The organism is Nitrospira lenta, assembly GCF_900403705.1.
Classification (GTDB): Bacteria; Nitrospirota; Nitrospiria; order Nitrospirales; family Nitrospiraceae; genus Nitrospira_D; species Nitrospira_D lenta.
This window is the reverse complement of sequence record NZ_OUNR01000003.1, coordinates 47,268-62,747: the sequence shown is the minus strand read 5'-3', so window position 1 is coordinate 62,747 and position 15,480 is coordinate 47,268. Positions and strand designations below refer to the sequence as shown.

The following is a 15,480-nucleotide window of genomic DNA, read 5'->3' as shown; positions in this document are numbered from 1 at the left end:
AATGCGTCTCGTCTTTCTTGGCGCCCCAGGAGTGGGGAAGGGCACGCAGGCAGAGAAGGTTGCCGCCCAATTTGGAATCGCCAAGATCTCGACGGGTGATTTGCTGCGAGAAGCAGTTCGGGCGCAGACGGTTCTTGGGAAAGATGCCAAGAGTTATATGGATCAGGGAAAGTTGGTTCCTGATTCTGTCGTCATCGGGTTGGTCCGTGACAAGCTAAGCGATCCAAGTTGTGCCAATGGTTTCGTGCTTGATGGTTTTCCACGGACCGTTCCGCAAGCTGAAGAATTGGGCCATGTTCTTTCACAGCATAATATTCGTCTTGATCGCGTGATCAACTTTCAAGTATCGCGTGAAGATGTGGTTCGTCGGCTCAGTGGCAGACGTAGTTGCCCAAAATGTCAGGCCACCTTCCACGTCGAGTTTGCACCGTCGAAGAAGAGTGATAGCTGTGATCGATGTGGCGAAGCGCTCGTGCAGCGCAGCGATGATAAGCGCGATGCGATTGAAACGCGGCTGCGGGTTTATGAAGAACAAACTGCTCCGTTGATTGCGTACTATGATTCCAAGCATCTCTTGACGCAGCTAGATGGTGCGGGTGCGGTCGAGGCGGTCTATCAGAATTTGACGAGAGTGCTGACGCCATATAAGAAAGTATGATCATTCTCAAGACGCCTGCAGAAATTGATGTGATGGCTCAGGCGTCGAAGGTGGTTGCTGAAGCGCTAGAAGTCGTGAGGAGCGCTGTGCGGCCAGGCGTGACAACCGACGATCTTGATCGTATTGCCGAGCAAGCTATTCGTGATCGTGGGGCGATCCCGGCATTTAAAGGGTATCGCAGTTACCCAAAGACGCTCTGTGCTTCCGTGAATGAACAGGTGGTTCATGGAATTCCGTCGAAACGGAAGCTGAAGGACGGCGATATCATCGGGCTAGACCTGGGTGCGATTGTCGGTGGGTTTTATGGGGACTCGGCCGTCACTGTGGCGGTCGGAGAAACCAGCGAATCGGTGGCTCGACTGATTCAGGTGACGCAAGAGGCACTAGACCTAGGTATTCAGAAGGCGATTGTCGGGAATCGATTGACCGATATTTCTCATGCAGTACAGCGGCACGTTGAAGCCGCTGGATATTCGGTCGTGACGGAGTTTGTCGGCCATGGCATTGGTCGTCAACTTCATGAAGAGCCTCAGGTTCCCAACTATGGAAAGGCCGGGCAGGGGCCACGTTTGCAGTACGGGATGGTCCTGGCAATCGAGCCGATGGTCAATGTGGGCGGCAGTGCAGTGCGTGTGCTGGAGGATCGCTGGACGGCGGTGACGGCTGACGGTAGCCTTTCAGCCCACTTTGAGCATACAATAGCAATTCAGCCGACTGGTCCGGCGCTGGTACTCAGTCAGAGAGTACGAAACGCCGCATAATTGCAGTACAGATAGAGGAATGGGAGTACGTGGGAAAAGAAGACATTATCGAAATACAGGGAACGGTAGCAGAGACATTACCCAATGCCATGTTTCGTGTGAAACTTGATAATGGTCATATCCTTCTAGCTCATATTTCTGGAAAGATGCGGATGCACTTCATCCGAATTCTTCCGGGCGACAAAGTCACGGTGGAGATGTCTCCATACGATTTGACGAGAGGCCGAATCACTTACCGTTTCAAGTAGTAGGAGCGCTGACGCGTCATGAAAGTAAAGTCTTCAGTCAAGCCGATTTGTGCCAAATGTATGGTCGTTCGTCGCCGGGGTGTCGTGCGAATTTTGTGTGAGAACCCCAGGCACAAGCAACGTCAGGGATAACACCGGGCAGGGTTGGTCTGTGCTCGTCTAGGGAATAGGAAAGAGGAGAGATCATGGCACGCATCGCAGGCATCGATTTGCCAAGAGACAAGCGGACCGATATCGGCCTCACGTACATCTACGGAATTGGGCGGGCCGCCGCACGAGAAATTCTGCGGAAGGCTGGCGTGGATGGCTCGATTCGGATCAAGGATCTGAGTGAAGATAAGATCGTCAAGCTCAGAGAAATTATTGATCGCGATCACCGTGTCGAGGGGGACCTTCGCAAGGAAACGTCCCTGAACATCAAGCGATTGATCGACACCGGGACCTATCGAGGTCTTCGCCATCGAAAAGGCTTGCCTGTGCGTGGCCAGCGCACGAAGACCAATGCCAGAACGCGCAAGGGCCGACGCGCTGGTGTGACAAGCAAACCGAAACCGACAGCCAGATGATCGAGCGGATCGCTCGTGCTCTGAAGTGAAGGAGTGTCTATGAGTGTGAAGAAGGGCAAGAAGAAGGAACGCCGGATCGTTCAGGCCGGTGTGGCGCATGTCCAGGCATCCTTCAATAATACGATTGTCACCATTACCGACATGGGCGGTAATACGGTCGTCTGGGCCAGCTCTGGCAATCAGGGCTTTAAGGGCTCTCGCAAGAGTACCCCCTTTGCGGCACAGCGTGCCGGTGAAGCGGCTGCCCGTAAGGCCATGGAGAGTGGCATGCGTCAAATCGATGTGTACGTGAACGGGCCTGGGGCTGGTCGTGAATCAGCCATTCGCTCGCTTCAGGCCGCTGGCCTGCGCATCAATCTGATTCGCGATGTTACGCCGATTCCCCATAACGGTTGCCGTCCACCGAAGCGGAGGCGTGTCTAGCCGCGGGGAGCGTCAAGGTTCGAGTCTGCAGCAATGTTGGCGCCAGAATTCAGGCGTCCTGTAACCGGAGGTAATGCAGTGGCTAAGTATCGGGGTCCAGTTTGCCGTCTCTGTCGGCGCGAAGGCGAGAAGCTCTTTTTGAAGGGCACTCGGTGCATGACCGAAAAGTGTGCCATCGAGCGGCGGAGTTATCCTCCAGGGCAGCACGGTCAGGGGCGCCCCAGGAATTCTGACTATAGCTTGCAGTTGCGCGAAAAGCAGAAACTGCGGAGAATTTACGGATTGCAAGAGTGCCAATTCCGCGGTCTGTTTGAAAAGGCGGAGCGGCAATCTGGTGTCACCGGCGATGCTTTGTTGCGGTTGTTGGAATGTCGCTTGGATAATGTGGCCTACCGTCTCGGATTTGGCGCGTCTCGCAAGCAAGCCCGGCAGATTGTGAGTCACGGTCACTTGACCATGAACGGCAAGAAAATCAATGTTGCCGGAGCCACGGTCAAGACGGGGGATGTGATTCAAGTGCGTGAGCGGAGCCGGAATTTGCTCTCCATCCAATCGTCATTAGAAGGTGTCGATGGACGCGGGATTCCTGATTGGCTGGAACTCGATAAGGGTACGCTCAAGGGCACCATCCGCGCTTTGCCGACAAAGGAACAGATCACGCTGCCTGTCAACGAGCAGATGGTCGTCGAATTGTATTCTCGATAGCACATTGGGCCGGTAGGGAGCCGCCTACGTTTTGCATCATCCCTATCGGTATGCTGGTCACTCGATGGTTGTGAAGGGGGAGTCATGATTAAAGCGATGAAAGACTTTCAGATCCCGATGCGGGTTGAAGTCGATAAAGATGCGAATTCCCCAGTGTTCGGTCGATTCACCACCGAGGCGTTTGAGCGGGGGTTCGGTACCACGATTGGAAATTCACTTCGTCGTGTGTTGTTGTCGTCGTTGACCGGAGCCGCCGTGACGACGGTGAAAATTGAGGGCGTACTGCACGAGTTTTCGACAATCCCGGGTGTCACGGAAGATGTGACGTCCATTATCTTGAACATCAAGAGCCTGCGATTGGCGTTGCACACTGATAAGCCCAAGACGATTCGTTTGAGAAAGAAGGGGCCAGGCGAAGCCAAGGGTTCCGATATTATCCACGATGCCGATGTGACCATTCTCACGCCTGATTTGCATATTGCCACGTTGGATAAGGATGCGACGCTGGACATTGAATTGACGGTAAAGCATGGTCGCGGGTATGTCCCGGCCGAGCGCAATAAAGAAGAAGGATTGCCGATCGGTGTTATCGCGATCGATTCCGTATTCTCGCCCATTAAGCGTGTGAACTTTCATGTGGAAAATGCGCGCGTCGGTCGCATGACGGACTATGATAAGTTGACGATGGAGATTTGGACAGATGCGACCATCAGTCCACGCGATGCGTTGTCGACGGCGGCGAATATTTTGCGCGATCATCTCGATATCTTCATCAACCCTGAAGAGCGCGGTGAAGGCAAGCGCGAGGCGGGATATGATGAGTCGGAACTTGAAGAGAATAAGAATCTCTCTCGGAGCGTGAATGAGCTCGAGCTCTCCGTTCGAGCGGCGAATTGCTTGAAGAATGCCAACATCAAGACCATTCGTGATCTGGTCCAGAAGACGGAAAACGAAATGCTCAAGACGAAGAATTTCGGCAAGAAGTCGCTGAATGAGATCAAAGAAATATTGTTGGAGATGGGGCTCACGCTGGGAGGACGGGTTGAAGCCGGATCCTCCAGCAACGGGAGTTCGCAGTCAGAGTAATTTTCAGCGAAGGGGAATGCCGTGCGACACAGAAAAAAAGGCCGTCAACTTGGTCGGCAGACGAAGCATCGATGGGCCTTGTTCCGGAGTCTTGTGACCTCGCTCTTGGAGCATGAACGCATTGAGACGACCGAAGCGAAGGCAAAAGAGATCCGCGGATTTACTGATCGGATGATTACGTTAGGGAAGGAAGGAACCCTGCCGGCTCGCCGGCGAGCCCTCGCGTTTATCCGAAGCAAGGATGTGGTCTCAAAGCTGTTCAGCGATGTCGCCGGACGATTCAAGGATCGGCAGGGCGGATACACCCGTATGGTGAAGACTCGCCGCCGCATCGGCGATGGCGCTGAAATGGTGGCGATCGAATTGGTGACGATGGTGGAGAAGGCTTCCAAGGCCGCCACGGTTCCTGCAACGACTACTCCTGTCGCTGCTCCAGAAGCCTCTGCCTAGCGCTAGACTTGTTTGTGTGTTGAATAGAAAGAGCTCCTCGCGTGATATGCGTGAGGAGCTCTTTCTGTTTCTGGCCAGTTACAGGCGTTTACTTGCCTGATCCTCGGTGCTACTATCGTGCCAGAATTTCAATGAACTTATCAGGTGGCTAGGGTGATGTATGTGGGACGTATTAGCCAGGCGAAGCCTCCTTACTGTGAGTGGAGCGCTGGCGGCATTCCTGGTTTATCTGTTGTTTGTAAACGCTGATTCGGCTCCCACAAATCAGTCTGCTGCGCCAGGCGCTATTGAAAGTGCAGACGCAAAGATCTCGGACTTTACCTTCACGCAGACCAAGGGCGATGTGGTGCAATGGCGAGTGCAGGCCAAGCAGGCACGCTTGTTTGAACAAGAGAAGCGCGCAGTTCTGAGCGATGTTGAAGTGACATTGTATGGGCAAGCCGGAAAAGAGGTGACTGTTCTTGGAGACGAGGGCGCCCTCGATACAGCGACGAAAAACTTTGTGTTGGCGAATCGAACGGATCCGCTGATTATTGCAACCGGAAGTGGATATACAATCTATACCAATCACCTGGCCTGGACCGATGCCACCAAGATTATTCAGACCGGTGATCCTGTCCGCATTGTCGGCAATGGATTGGAGATTACCGGGATCGGATTGTTGGGACGGACGGAGTCAGAAGAGTTTGAGGTACTTGATGATGTTCATGTGGATCTCGTTTCTGGTTCTTAGCTTCTTGGCTCCAGTCACAGCCGAATCTGTCGCAACAGCGGGTGCCGCTGTTGCTAAAGGGGCAGGCCCAGCTCCAACCCCAACCCCAACCCCAACCCAGGCGCCGACAACCATTACCGCAAAAAAAATGACTGTGCGCAATCAGGATAGTCAGGCCGTTTTTGAAGGGTCCGTCATTCTGACTCAAGGGACATTGATGGTCTATTCTGACAAGATGGTCGTCTCGTTTTCCCCTCAGTCCGAGGATGCCAAGAAAGGGGAGCCCGGTGACATCAAAAAGAATGAACCCTCTGTTGCAACCAAGCCAATGGGCAAGGGCGCCGATGTGATGCCGGGAGCCTCAGGGCGATCCGTCAAGCAGATTGAAGCGACTGGCCATGTGCGCATCGAAAAAGAGACCGGAAATGCGACGTCTAACAAGGCGGTGTTCGACAATAGTCGTCGGGTGGTGACCTTGACTGGGGATCCGGTGGCTTGGGAGAAGGGAACACGAGTCAGTGGAGAGAAGATTGTTATATATCTTGATGAAGATCGCAGTGTTGTTGAGGGAGGGTCGCATCTCCTGATCGATGGCGAACATGGCGGAGTGAAATGAGTCAGGGAACTGAATCGAAATTAGTCGAGATGCCGGATTCGGTAGCCGGTCCACACACATCGTGCTTGCGTGCGCGCGGGTTAGAGAAAAGTTTTCGCGGGCGAAAAGTCGTGAAGGGCGTGGCTATTGAAGTGCGTGCCGGTGAAGTGGTCGGGCTTCTCGGTCCGAACGGTGCCGGGAAAACCACGATCTTCGATATGGTCGTGGGCCTCTGCCAGCCGGATGAGGGGGAAATTACGTTTAACGGCGAGTCCATCACGGACCTACCGATGTATCAACGGGCCAGGCGAGGGATCGGGTATCTCCCGCAGGAATCGTCGGTCTTTCGCCGCCTCTCCGTAGAGAAGAATGTCTTGGCGATTTTGGAAATCCTAGGCTATCCTCGTGGTGAGCGGATGGCGCGGGTCGATGAGTTGCTCAAGGATCTCGATCTCCTGCATATTCGTGGCAGTATGGCATACGCACTGTCAGGGGGAGAACGGCGTCGATTGGAAATCACCAGAGCCTTAGCGACAAGCCCATCTTTCATGCTCTTGGATGAACCGTTTGCCGGAATTGATCCGATTGCGGTAGCCGATATTCAGCAGATTATCCTTCGTCTGAAGGACAAGGGGATTGGGATTCTCATTACGGATCATAATGTTCAAGAAACGTTATCGATTACCGATCGTGCCTACATTATTAATGAAGGATTGATCCTGGAATCCGGTTCTCCGGAGGCTATTGTAAAGAGTGAAACCGCTCGGGCCGTGTATCTCGGGGAGCGATTCAAGCTGTAGAAGGGTTGCTATCCAGTTATGAAACTTCGTCTCGATTTGAGGTTGAGCCAGAAGCTGATTATGACGCCGCAGTTGCAGCAGGCGATTAAGCTGTTGCAGCTCTCTCGGCTTGAGTTGCAGCAAAGCCTGACTCAGCACCTGCTCGAAAATCCGCTTCTCGACGAAGTGCAGGCTGAAGTTGAGGAGGCTGAAGCGGCGGCAGCGGAGGGAAAAACGGAAGACCCCGCCACAGCGGCTACACAGGATAACGCGGAAGAGGCGGGAACGCCGGAAGAGCGAGGTTCGCCCGAAGAGTTTTCGGCTTCGGGTTGGGAAGAATACTTTGGTTCTGATCGTCGCGCCGGGGATTCGGAATATCCCTCCTCTTCTCAAGATGAGTTTCCCTCCTATGAGCAGACGGTGGCCAAAGCGACGTCGCTGGAAGAGCATTTGCTATGGCAGCTCTCACTCTCAGGTCTTTCAGAGCGAGAGAAGGCGGTTGGACGTCTACTCATCGGAAATTTAGATGACGATGGCTATTTGAGAATCACTCTGGCTGAAGTCGTGAATGGAAGCGAGTTTGCGGAAACAGAGGCTGAATCGGTTCTCAAAGATATTCAGACCTTTGATCCCACTGGCGTCGGAGCGCGGGACTTGCCAGAGTGCCTCCTGCTTCAACTCGGCCACCTGGGCAAAAACCCGATGGGGTCGCTCGGCGCAAGGCCGGGTGCACTGAAGGGGGCCGTGGTCGAAAGTATTATCCAGCATCACCTCAAGGATCTTGAAAAAAAACAGTATGCCAAGATCGCCAAAGCCTTGAGTGTCACTGTTGAGGAAGTCTTCGAAGCGACGAAGTTGATCGGAGATCTTGAACCCAAGCCCGGCCGTCCATTCACGAATACTCAGAATTACGTCATTGTGCCGGATGTGTTTGTCGTCAAGAACGAAGGGGAATGGGTCGTATTACTGAATGATGACGGCCTGCCCCGTATGCGGATCAGTCCGTACTATAAGCAACTGATCACGGCTGGAGACGGAGGGACTGCTGAAACCAAGTCGTATCTCGATGAAAAGCTCAGAGCCGCCCAATGGGTGATTCGGAGCATCGATCAGCGGAATAAGACGATCGTCAAAGTTGTGACGAGTATTGTGAAATTTCAGGAGCAGTTTTTCGAGCAAGGGATTGAGCATCTGAAGCCGTTGGTTCTCAAGCAGGTGGCGGAAGATATCGGAATGCACGAATCGACGATCAGTCGTGTTACCGCCAATAAGTATATGTATTGTCCGCAAGGGATGCTTGAACTGAAGTTCTTCTTTAACGCGGGACTTCAGCGGGCGGATCAACCGTCTGACATGATGTCGTCCGTATCGGTCCGAGAAATGATCCGGAAGATGATTGCCGAAGAGGATACGCAGCGTCCACTGAAGGATGAGGAAATCGCGGCGCGTTTGAAACTTCAGCAAGTGCTGATCGCGCGGCGCACGGTGGCGAAATATCGCGCCGAGGACAACATTCCTTCTGCCAGTCAGAGGAAACGCCATTTTTAGTCTGCACCCGGTGAGTGTGGGGCAGAGATAGTTCACGTAAGGAGACATTACGTATGAAGCTACGAATTACTGGTCGCCACATGGATGTGACGTCGGCACTTCGCCGGTATCTTGAGACACGTTTCGATCGGCTTGATCGGTACGAAGTGAAAGCGGGGATGATTCAGGTTGTCTTGAGCGTGGAGAAGCTTCAGCATAAGGCGGAAGCCGTTTGTATGGTCCACGGGAAGCGCGTGCAAGCGAAAACCTCGACGCGAGAAATGTATGCGACGATTGACGCGTTGGTGGATCGCATTGACGGGCAACTCAGAAAACTGAAAGAGCGCTTGGTCAGTCATAAGCCTGCCAAGGCGACCCGAGTCCGATCGGTGCGCGCGTTGGCTGCTGAGTGGCAAGAAGTCCCAGTCTTCAAGGTGGAACGAAGAGCAGTGCCGGTTCTCTCCTTCTCAGAGGCGCATGACCGATTTGGCGGTCACAGTGAGGCCTTTCTATTGTTTGCAAATGTGGAGACTGGGAGTCTTCACGTGCTTCAGCGGAGTGTCAGCGGGCGGGTAGTGTTGATTGAGCCTTTCGCAGAGGGGCGACGGGGGCATTCCTTCCCGGGAGCCGGAGAGTGATGGTTCGCCTTGAAGGCGGCAACTCCTAGCTTCGGTTCAGGCGAACGGAAAACTGCGGGTATTATCAGTGTGTATTGTTTGGTTCTCTTCCCAAGCACCGTGCGTGGTCTCCACTAGAGTCGTATGGCACAGCTGAACCTCGTCATCGTCAGTGGCCTTTCAGGATCCGGCAAGTCGCACGCACTGAAGGCGTTCGAGGATGCCGGCTATTTCTGTATCGATAATCTCCCTCCTGCGTTGATCCCGACGTTCGTGGAATTATGCAATCAGCAAGGCGGGGAGATCTCGAACGTCGCACTGGGTGTCGATGTTCGCGAACGAGTCTTCTTTGCTGATTTAGTCGGGACGCTTGAGCGGGTGAGAGCTCTCGGGTATGCGATTCGTCTGCTCTTTCTGGAAGCCCGGGATGAAGTTCTTGTTAGGCGATTTTCTGAGTCGCGTCGCCCGCATCCGTTGTTGCCACATTTGCCAGTTTTAGAGGGAGTTCGGTTTGAGAAGGAACGGGTTGCGGAGTTGCGCCGCCATGCTGATCGGATTATCGATACGTCTGATCTGACTGTGCACGAACTTCGTGACGTTTTGACGAAGGAGTTTTCTCGTGGCCCCGTCACTAGGCGGTTGACGGTGACGTTGCTGACGTTTGGATACAAATTTGGTGTTCCCTACGATATTGACTTGCTGTTTGACGTTCGGTTTTTGAAGAATCCATTTTTCGTTCCCGACCTCAAGCCTCTTCCCGGAGATGACCCGCGGGTTCGCGCCTTTGTGTTGTCCGATCCTGACGCCATTGATCTCTTGGCGCAGTTGGAGAGTATGTTGAAGTTCTTGATCCCTCTCTACGAACGTGAACAGCGCAGCTATCTCACCATTGCTATTGGGTGCACCGGCGGGCGTCATCGATCGGTAGCGATTGCCGGCCGGCTTCGGGAAAGCCTTGGCGCAATCGGCCACGAAGTGATTCTTAAGCATCGAGATCTGCAGAAGTCTTAAGTAGGATTCTGAGCCGTTGGAGCTTGAGCTACTTCCTGCCAGTTTGGTCGCGTTGCTTGACAGGTCGAGCATATTGACTATACTTACCCTGTACCTGCAGAACCCAGCTTCCCTCAGGCACTTTCTCACGTGAAGAAACGAAACGCGATTCGCAAGATCTCAGGGTATAAGACGAATCAGGTGTGCGACTTGTTCGATATATCCAAAGCCACGTTGTTTCGGTGGGAGCGCGAGGGGTTGATTTCTGGGCCTCCTCGCGACTGGCGAAACTGGCGGCTGTATACGCGGGAGAATGTGGCTGAAATTCAGAAAATGATTCGCGCTCGAAAGTTTGTCCTGTAGAGTAGCGGGTGAGGGATATGTTAAGCACTTTTAAAAACATGTTTGAAACCGACATTGTGTCCTTACTGACCCCCAAGCGTCAGTTGGTTGGGCTCGACATCGGGTCGAGCGCAATTAAATTGGTGCAGCTGAGAGAAAGTAAGGGGCGATACTATCTCCAGAAGTTTGGCATGAAGCCGTTGGAGCCAGAAGTGATCGTGGATGGGACGGTCATGGACGAAGGACGGGTTGTCTCAGCAATTCGCGAGCTGTTCGAGGAATCGAACGTCAAGAACAAGCAGGTCGCGGTATCCATATCAGGTCATGCCGTCATTGTGAAGAAAATCAGTTTGCCTCCCATGCCCGATGAGGAGCTGGAGGGGCAAGTGAGATTGGCGGCGGAGCAATACATCCCGTTCGATATTAATGAAGTGAATATTGATTTCCATGTACTCCCTGTTGATGCCTCAGGCGAGGGGTCCGGGGAGATGTCGGTTATTCTTGTGGCGGCAAAGAAAGATAAGATTAATGAGTTGACCGAGTTGGTCAAGGGTGCCGGATTGACGCCGATGGTTATGGATGTCGATGCCTTTGCAATTGAAAACATGCACGCGATTAACTATCCCCTGGCCCAGGATGAGACGACGGCTCTGGTAAATTTGGGTGCCAGTGTGATGAATGTCAATATTATTCGCGGTGGCGTGTCCTTATTTACCCGAGATATCCCGTTGGGTGGGAATCGTTATACTGAAGCGATTCAGCGAGAGATGGGCCTGTCCTATGAAGAGGCCGAAGAGACCAAGAAGGGCGAGCGAAGTGGGATGGCTGCTGGGGGTTCTCTTGACAGTGTGATTGACAGCGTTAATGGAGAAGTGGCGTCAGAGATTGCCCGAACAGTTGATTATTTCAAGACCTCTGCTTCAAACGTGGGACTGGATCGCGTCTTAGTATGCGGCGGGGTTGCGCGTGTCAGTGGGCTCGTGCAGCAGTTGAGCGACCGCATGCAAACGCCGGTCGAAGTTGCCAATCCGTTTGGTGAAATTGATACATCGGGAAGTGACTTTGATCAGGATGCCCTGGCTGAAATAGCGCCGCTCGCTTCTGTTGCGGTGGGGCTGGCCTTGAGATCAGTGGGGGACCGATGATTCGCATTAATCTACTGCCTGGGCCTAAAGGGCGCACCGCCAAACCTCAGTATGATGTTCGAGCGCAGGCTCTCCTGGGTGTCGGTGTGCTTCTGATCACGATTGCAGGTTGTTGGTGGTATTCGTCTTCTCTTGACGAAACAATCGAGGCTCGGCAGGAGGAGAAGCTTGCTAAAGAGAAACAAGTGGTACAGCTCAAAGAGCAGGTGAAGCAGGTTCAGGACTTTGAGCAGAAGAAGAAACTGCTAGAGGATAAGAATCGCGTGATTGATCAGCTTGATTCGGCACGAGTTGGGCCGGTCAAGGTTTTGGACTTTGTGAGCCAAAGCATCGAGCCTTTGAAAGTCTGGCTCACCAATTTGAAGCTATCCGCTGAAAATGTAGAGGTGGAAGGGAAGGCGTTGACGAATGACGATGTGGTCGAGTTCGTCAATAATCTACGCAGGACCGATTTTTTTGCAAACATCAGTCTACAAGAAAGTAAGGCTGCAGTAGAAAACCAGATCAATATTTATCAGTTCAAACTGGCATTTCGCCTGAAAGGCTGAGTATGGCGTTGCCTTCTATCAATTTGGAGACGCTCCGCAGTATCCCTGCTCCACAGAAGCTGGCCTTGCTGGGGCTGCTCGTGGGGGTGCTGCTGGCCGGGTTTTACTTCTATATTGCAGAGCCAAAAGCTGCTTCGATTGACATGCTTCAAGCGGATAATGCGCGATTGGATGGAGAAGTTCAGACCCTCACGATCAAGGCGAAGCATCTCGACGAACTGCTCGCTGCTAACAAGCAGCTTGAAATCGAATTGGCTAAGAAGAAGGAGCGACTTCCTCCGGAAGAAGAAGCGGTCATGCTGCTGAAGCAAGTATCTGATCTCGGTGTCCGTCTGGGGCTTGATATTAAGTTGTGGAGGCCGGGAGCTCAGATCGAAGACGCGTCGAAGCTTTTCGTGAAGATGCCTGTCGCGGTCGAAGCCAGCGGAGCCTATCATACAACCGCACTTTTTTTTGATCGTATTAATCGGTTGCCCAGAATCATTACGGTCTCTGGTCTCAAGATGGGAACGCCGAAGATGGAGCAGGGGAGAATCGTGTCTCAGGCGCATTTTGATCTTGTGGCATATGCGGCTCCCCCGGAAAAGCAGGTTGCCGCAATTTCGGCGGCAAATGTTGGGACGCCAGCTCCGGTGGGCAAATAGCGATTGAGGAGCTATGCAAATGTCTAGTGTGGCACGGATAGTCAGTGTATCCAGGATTTCAGTGGGCACTATCTTCCTTAGCGGAATGATGCTATGTGTCCTTGTGGGAGTAGGCGAGGAAGTCGGTGCAGGGACGTTGAGTCCACCAAGTCAAATCAACCCGCTACGACAAGATTCGATCAAGTTGCCTGCCGTTCCCGAAGTCCAACGACAAACCATAGCTCCGACGTTGATGGCCAATCCTTCGGTTGAAGGAGAGGCAGTGCTCTCATCTCCGTCCTCTTTTTCTGAAGGTGGGAGCGGATTTGGATATGATCCATCAGGTCGTCGAGATCCGTTTGCGCCGGTTGTGCAGCAACTGCAGCCGGGGAAAATGGATGTCAACCTTCCTCCACTGCAACGCGTCAATTTGACGGAGCTGAATTTGATCGCCATTGTGTGGGGGGCGTATGGGTACACCGCGATGGTTCAGACTCCTGAGGGGTATGGATATGCGGTTAGACGAGGGACCCGCTTAGGGCAGAATAATGGTGTCGTGAGTGCCATTACGGAGCGAGGAATTATCGTGCAAGAACGGTTTACCGATGTCTATGGGAAGAAACAGGAGCGAGAATACGTGAAGCTTCTTCACCCGAAAGAGGGCGCAGAATGAAAACACTAGTGGCAGATACTTCGTTTCGCCGGGCATGGTGGTTGGGCATGATAGGCGTTTTGCTGAGTGCTCAGAATATTCAAGCCGAGGCCTTGTCTCCTCAAGCGGCTGGTCTTGAGGAACGGGCGTATAGCCAGGCACCCATCGCGCCGAATGCGATCGATGTTCCAGCTCAAATGGTGACCAAGATTGAAGTCCGTCCGGAAGGGGATGAGGTGACAGTTCTTGTGAAGGGCGATGGGAAATTATTCTCTTCCGCTCGATTGTTAGACGAGAATCGGCTGATCGTCGATCTTATCTCGGTGTCGTCGGCGCTCAAATCACCCCTTGTGTCAGGCCAGCATCAGCTTCTTAAGAAAGTCAGAGTTGGATATCATGCGGATAAAGTTCGCCTTGTTCTCGAACTGCTTGGACGCCCCTCATTTTCGGTCACTCCCGTTGGACATGACATTCTGGTTTCGCTAAAACCGAGAGCGGTGGAGGCAAGTGTTGCTCCAGTGAATGGGGCCACTTCAATCGCGGGGAGTATTGCCGATCCTGTTGGAATTGGCGGTGGTGGTTTTGCAGATCCTGGACAGGTGATGCCGAGGGAGACGCGAGTCAAGAAGGGACAGATCATAGGGTCTGCTCAAGGGAAGTTTAAGATCCGAACCGTTCAGATGGCTACGGAGAGTACCGTTCCTGAAAGCGATCCCCGAGGAGATGATCTGGTTGCCGGGCAGACACGCTTTGCCGGCCGCCGGATCTCGTTAGATTTTCAGCAGGCTGATATCACCAACATTCTTCGGCTCATTGCTGAGGTTAGTGGATTTAATATCGTGGTGGGCGAGGGGGTTAAGGCTAAGGTAACCATGAAGCTTGTCAGTGTACCATGGGATCAAGCCCTGGACATGCTGCTCAAGATGAATGGGCTGGGCATGATTCGCCAGGGAACGATTGTGTGGGTTGATACGCTGACGAACATTGCCAAGCAGCAGGATGAAGAAGCCCGCGCAAAAGAAGCGAAGACCAAAGCCGAGGAGCTGGTTGACCGAGTGTTCTATATCAGGAACCTCCAGGCGCAGGAGCTTCAAACGGCTTTGCGGCAGTATTTGAGTCCTCGCGGAGTCATGAATATCAGCGCAGGAAGCAACGCGCTAATTGTGAGAGATACCGAAACCAAGCTTGCAGTGATGAAACAATTGGTAGATGGCTTGGATCTCCAGGTTCCTCAGGTTCAAATCGAAGCGCGCATCGTTCAAGCTGATACGGTGTACGCTCGTGGTATGGGTATTCAATGGGGCATTCAAAACGGTGACTTTGGTTCCAACTCATTCAACTTCTTTGGGAATTCGACGGGCGCATTTGCTCCAACCGGAGGTACTGGCACAACCACAATCCCTCGAGACTTTATCGTCAATCTTCCCGCGCAGGTCGGCGGACTTCCAGCGGTTCCGGCCATCGGGTATCAGTTTGGCAAGTTAGCTCCTGGCTTTGCCTTAGATTTACGGCTGTCTGCCGGAGAGTTGTTGGGATTGAGCAAAGTGATCGCGGCCCCCAAGATCACCACACTGGATAAACGTGAAGCAAAGATTTCGCAGGGTGAATCGATTCCGTTCCAAACTACGTCGCTCCAGGGAACGCAGACTACGTTTGTGGATGCCAACCTTGAGCTTAACGTCACTCCGCAGATTACGTCGCGCGACCCGAAGGAAGTAGGGAAGCAGATTCTCATGAAGGTTCGTGCCACTCGAAATGCGGTCGGTGCTCGAAGCAACCCCGCTGGTCCGAGTATTGATCGTCGTGAAGCGACGACCCAGGTTATTGTCCGAGATGGCGAGACGATGGTAATCGGTGGTGTGTTTGTTGATACTCAGAATAACAACGTGCAGGGAGTCCCATACCTGTCACGAATTCCCGTCCTGGGATGGCTGTTTAAGAATAAATCGGAGAGCGTGTCGAAACAGGAATTGTTGATATTCATGACTCCGACGATTATTCGCACGACATAGTCGGATAGCAATGCGGCTTTGAATCAGCCCGTACTTGTTGC

21 protein-coding genes are annotated in these 15,480 nt (G+C 53.0%); all 21 read left to right on the top strand.

What is annotated here, in order from left to right; all coding sequences use genetic code 11:
- Position 1: 1 nt before the first annotated feature.
- A complete protein-coding gene (locus NITLEN_RS06070; RefSeq protein ID WP_121988711.1) occupies positions 2-658 on the top strand; it encodes an adenylate kinase in 657 nt (218 codons plus the stop codon).
- Positions 655-1,419, top strand: coding sequence for a type I methionyl aminopeptidase (gene map, locus NITLEN_RS06065; protein WP_121988710.1), 765 nt, complete (start codon positions 655-657; stop codon positions 1,417-1,419). Before NITLEN_RS06070 ends, map begins: the two co-directional genes overlap by 4 nt.
- 29 nt (positions 1,420-1,448) lie before the next feature.
- Complete coding sequence (infA, locus tag NITLEN_RS06060) at positions 1,449-1,667, top strand: translation initiation factor IF-1 (protein ID WP_121988709.1); 219 nt, start codon at positions 1,449-1,451, stop codon at positions 1,665-1,667.
- An 18-nt stretch (positions 1,668-1,685) separates the two neighbouring features.
- Entirely contained in the window at positions 1,686-1,799 is a 114-nt protein-coding gene (gene rpmJ, locus NITLEN_RS06055) for a 50S ribosomal protein L36 (RefSeq protein ID WP_121988708.1), read from the top strand.
- A 53-nt stretch (positions 1,800-1,852) separates the two neighbouring features.
- Positions 1,853-2,233: a 30S ribosomal protein S13 gene (gene rpsM, locus NITLEN_RS06050; RefSeq protein ID WP_121988707.1), complete on the top strand. Its 381-nt coding sequence runs from the start codon at positions 1,853-1,855 to the stop codon at positions 2,231-2,233.
- 39 nt (positions 2,234-2,272) lie between these two features.
- On the top strand, positions 2,273-2,656 hold the full coding sequence (gene rpsK, locus NITLEN_RS06045; protein WP_121988706.1) for a 30S ribosomal protein S11: 384 nt from the start codon (positions 2,273-2,275) through the stop codon (positions 2,654-2,656).
- 78 nt (positions 2,657-2,734) lie between these two features.
- The gene (gene rpsD / locus NITLEN_RS06040; protein WP_121988705.1) at positions 2,735-3,361 is read left to right on the top strand and encodes a 30S ribosomal protein S4; all 627 of its coding nucleotides are present in this window, start codon (positions 2,735-2,737) and stop codon (positions 3,359-3,361) included.
- Between the two features lie 84 nt (positions 3,362-3,445).
- Positions 3,446-4,447 (top strand): DNA-directed RNA polymerase subunit alpha, encoded by a 1,002-nt coding sequence (locus tag NITLEN_RS06035; protein WP_121988704.1) that lies wholly within the window; start codon positions 3,446-3,448, stop codon positions 4,445-4,447.
- A gap of 21 nt (positions 4,448-4,468) precedes the next feature.
- Positions 4,469-4,897: a 50S ribosomal protein L17 gene (gene rplQ / locus NITLEN_RS06030; RefSeq protein WP_121988703.1), complete on the top strand. Its 429-nt coding sequence runs from the start codon at positions 4,469-4,471 to the stop codon at positions 4,895-4,897.
- Between the two features lie 160 nt (positions 4,898-5,057).
- Positions 5,058-5,630 (top strand): LPS export ABC transporter periplasmic protein LptC, encoded by a 573-nt coding sequence (lptC, locus tag NITLEN_RS06025; RefSeq protein ID WP_121988702.1) that lies wholly within the window; start codon positions 5,058-5,060, stop codon positions 5,628-5,630.
- Positions 5,530-6,225 (top strand): LptA/OstA family protein, encoded by a 696-nt coding sequence (locus tag NITLEN_RS06020; RefSeq protein WP_121988701.1) that lies wholly within the window; start codon positions 5,530-5,532, stop codon positions 6,223-6,225. Before lptC ends, NITLEN_RS06020 begins: the two co-directional genes overlap by 101 nt.
- Before the next feature lie 29 nt (positions 6,226-6,254).
- On the top strand, positions 6,255-7,004 hold the full coding sequence (gene lptB, locus NITLEN_RS06015) for an LPS export ABC transporter ATP-binding protein (RefSeq protein ID WP_181416677.1): 750 nt from the start codon (positions 6,255-6,257) through the stop codon (positions 7,002-7,004).
- A gap of 18 nt (positions 7,005-7,022) precedes the next feature.
- Positions 7,023-8,531, top strand: a complete 1,509-nt coding sequence (gene rpoN / locus NITLEN_RS06010; RefSeq protein WP_121988699.1) for an RNA polymerase factor sigma-54 — start codon at positions 7,023-7,025, stop codon at positions 8,529-8,531.
- A 53-nt stretch (positions 8,532-8,584) separates the two neighbouring features.
- Positions 8,585-9,148, top strand: coding sequence for a ribosome hibernation-promoting factor, HPF/YfiA family (gene hpf / locus NITLEN_RS06005; RefSeq protein WP_121988698.1), 564 nt, complete (start codon positions 8,585-8,587; stop codon positions 9,146-9,148).
- 123 nt (positions 9,149-9,271) lie between these two features.
- The gene (gene rapZ / locus NITLEN_RS06000) at positions 9,272-10,138 is read left to right on the top strand and encodes an RNase adapter RapZ (RefSeq protein ID WP_121988697.1); all 867 of its coding nucleotides are present in this window, start codon (positions 9,272-9,274) and stop codon (positions 10,136-10,138) included.
- A 129-nt stretch (positions 10,139-10,267) separates the two neighbouring features.
- Positions 10,268-10,480 (top strand): MerR family transcriptional regulator, encoded by a 213-nt coding sequence (locus NITLEN_RS05995; protein WP_181416675.1) that lies wholly within the window; start codon positions 10,268-10,270, stop codon positions 10,478-10,480.
- A 38-nt stretch (positions 10,481-10,518) separates the two neighbouring features.
- Positions 10,519-11,604, top strand: a complete 1,086-nt coding sequence (gene pilM / locus NITLEN_RS05990) for a type IV pilus assembly protein PilM (RefSeq protein WP_181416674.1) — start codon at positions 10,519-10,521, stop codon at positions 11,602-11,604.
- Positions 11,601-12,152, top strand: coding sequence for a PilN domain-containing protein (locus tag NITLEN_RS05985; protein WP_121988694.1), 552 nt, complete (start codon positions 11,601-11,603; stop codon positions 12,150-12,152). The genes pilM and NITLEN_RS05985 overlap by 4 nt, the downstream gene beginning before the upstream one ends.
- Before the next feature lie 65 nt (positions 12,153-12,217).
- A complete protein-coding gene (locus NITLEN_RS05980; protein WP_181416673.1) occupies positions 12,218-12,796 on the top strand; it encodes a type IV pilus inner membrane component PilO in 579 nt (192 codons plus the stop codon).
- 262 nt (positions 12,797-13,058) lie between these two features.
- Positions 13,059-13,448 carry a pilus assembly protein PilP gene (locus tag NITLEN_RS18060; RefSeq protein ID WP_181416672.1) on the top strand — a complete coding sequence of 130 codons (390 nt, stop codon included), beginning with the start codon at positions 13,059-13,061 and terminating at the stop codon, positions 13,446-13,448.
- Positions 13,445-15,439: a type IV pilus secretin PilQ gene (locus NITLEN_RS05970; RefSeq protein ID WP_121988691.1), complete on the top strand. Its 1,995-nt coding sequence runs from the start codon at positions 13,445-13,447 to the stop codon at positions 15,437-15,439. The genes NITLEN_RS18060 and NITLEN_RS05970 overlap by 4 nt, the downstream gene beginning before the upstream one ends.
- The last annotated feature ends 41 nt before the right edge of the window (positions 15,440-15,480 follow it).

Excerpts from the sequence above, each read along its gene's own strand:
- lptB (WP_181416677.1), top strand. The coding sequence starts at position 6,255 with ATGCCGGATTCGGTAGCCGGTCCACACACATCGTGCTTGCGTGCGCGC.
- rapZ (WP_121988697.1), top strand. The coding sequence starts at position 9,272 with ATGGCACAGCTGAACCTCGTCATCGTCAGTGGCCTTTCAGGATCCGGC.
- NITLEN_RS05970 (WP_121988691.1), top strand. The coding sequence starts at position 13,445 with ATGAAAACACTAGTGGCAGATACTTCGTTTCGCCGGGCATGGTGGTTG.
- rpmJ (WP_121988708.1), top strand. The coding sequence starts at position 1,686 with ATGAAAGTAAAGTCTTCAGTCAAGCCGATTTGTGCCAAATGTATGGTC.
- hpf (WP_121988698.1), top strand. The coding sequence starts at position 8,585 with ATGAAGCTACGAATTACTGGTCGCCACATGGATGTGACGTCGGCACTT.
- map (WP_121988710.1), top strand. The coding sequence starts at position 655 with ATGATCATTCTCAAGACGCCTGCAGAAATTGATGTGATGGCTCAGGCG.
- pilM (WP_181416674.1), top strand. The coding sequence starts at position 10,519 with ATGTTTGAAACCGACATTGTGTCCTTACTGACCCCCAAGCGTCAGTTG.
- NITLEN_RS05985 (WP_121988694.1), top strand. The coding sequence starts at position 11,601 with ATGATTCGCATTAATCTACTGCCTGGGCCTAAAGGGCGCACCGCCAAA.
- NITLEN_RS06020 (WP_121988701.1), top strand. The coding sequence starts at position 5,530 with ATGGATTGGAGATTACCGGGATCGGATTGTTGGGACGGACGGAGTCAG.
- NITLEN_RS06035 (WP_121988704.1), top strand. The coding sequence starts at position 3,446 with ATGATTAAAGCGATGAAAGACTTTCAGATCCCGATGCGGGTTGAAGTC.
- lptC (WP_121988702.1), top strand. The coding sequence starts at position 5,058 with ATGTGGGACGTATTAGCCAGGCGAAGCCTCCTTACTGTGAGTGGAGCG.
- NITLEN_RS06070 (WP_121988711.1), top strand. The coding sequence starts at position 2 with ATGCGTCTCGTCTTTCTTGGCGCCCCAGGAGTGGGGAAGGGCACGCAG.
- rpsK (WP_121988706.1), top strand. The coding sequence starts at position 2,273 with ATGAGTGTGAAGAAGGGCAAGAAGAAGGAACGCCGGATCGTTCAGGCC.
- rpsM (WP_121988707.1), top strand. The coding sequence starts at position 1,853 with ATGGCACGCATCGCAGGCATCGATTTGCCAAGAGACAAGCGGACCGAT.
- rpoN (WP_121988699.1), top strand. The coding sequence starts at position 7,023 with ATGAAACTTCGTCTCGATTTGAGGTTGAGCCAGAAGCTGATTATGACG.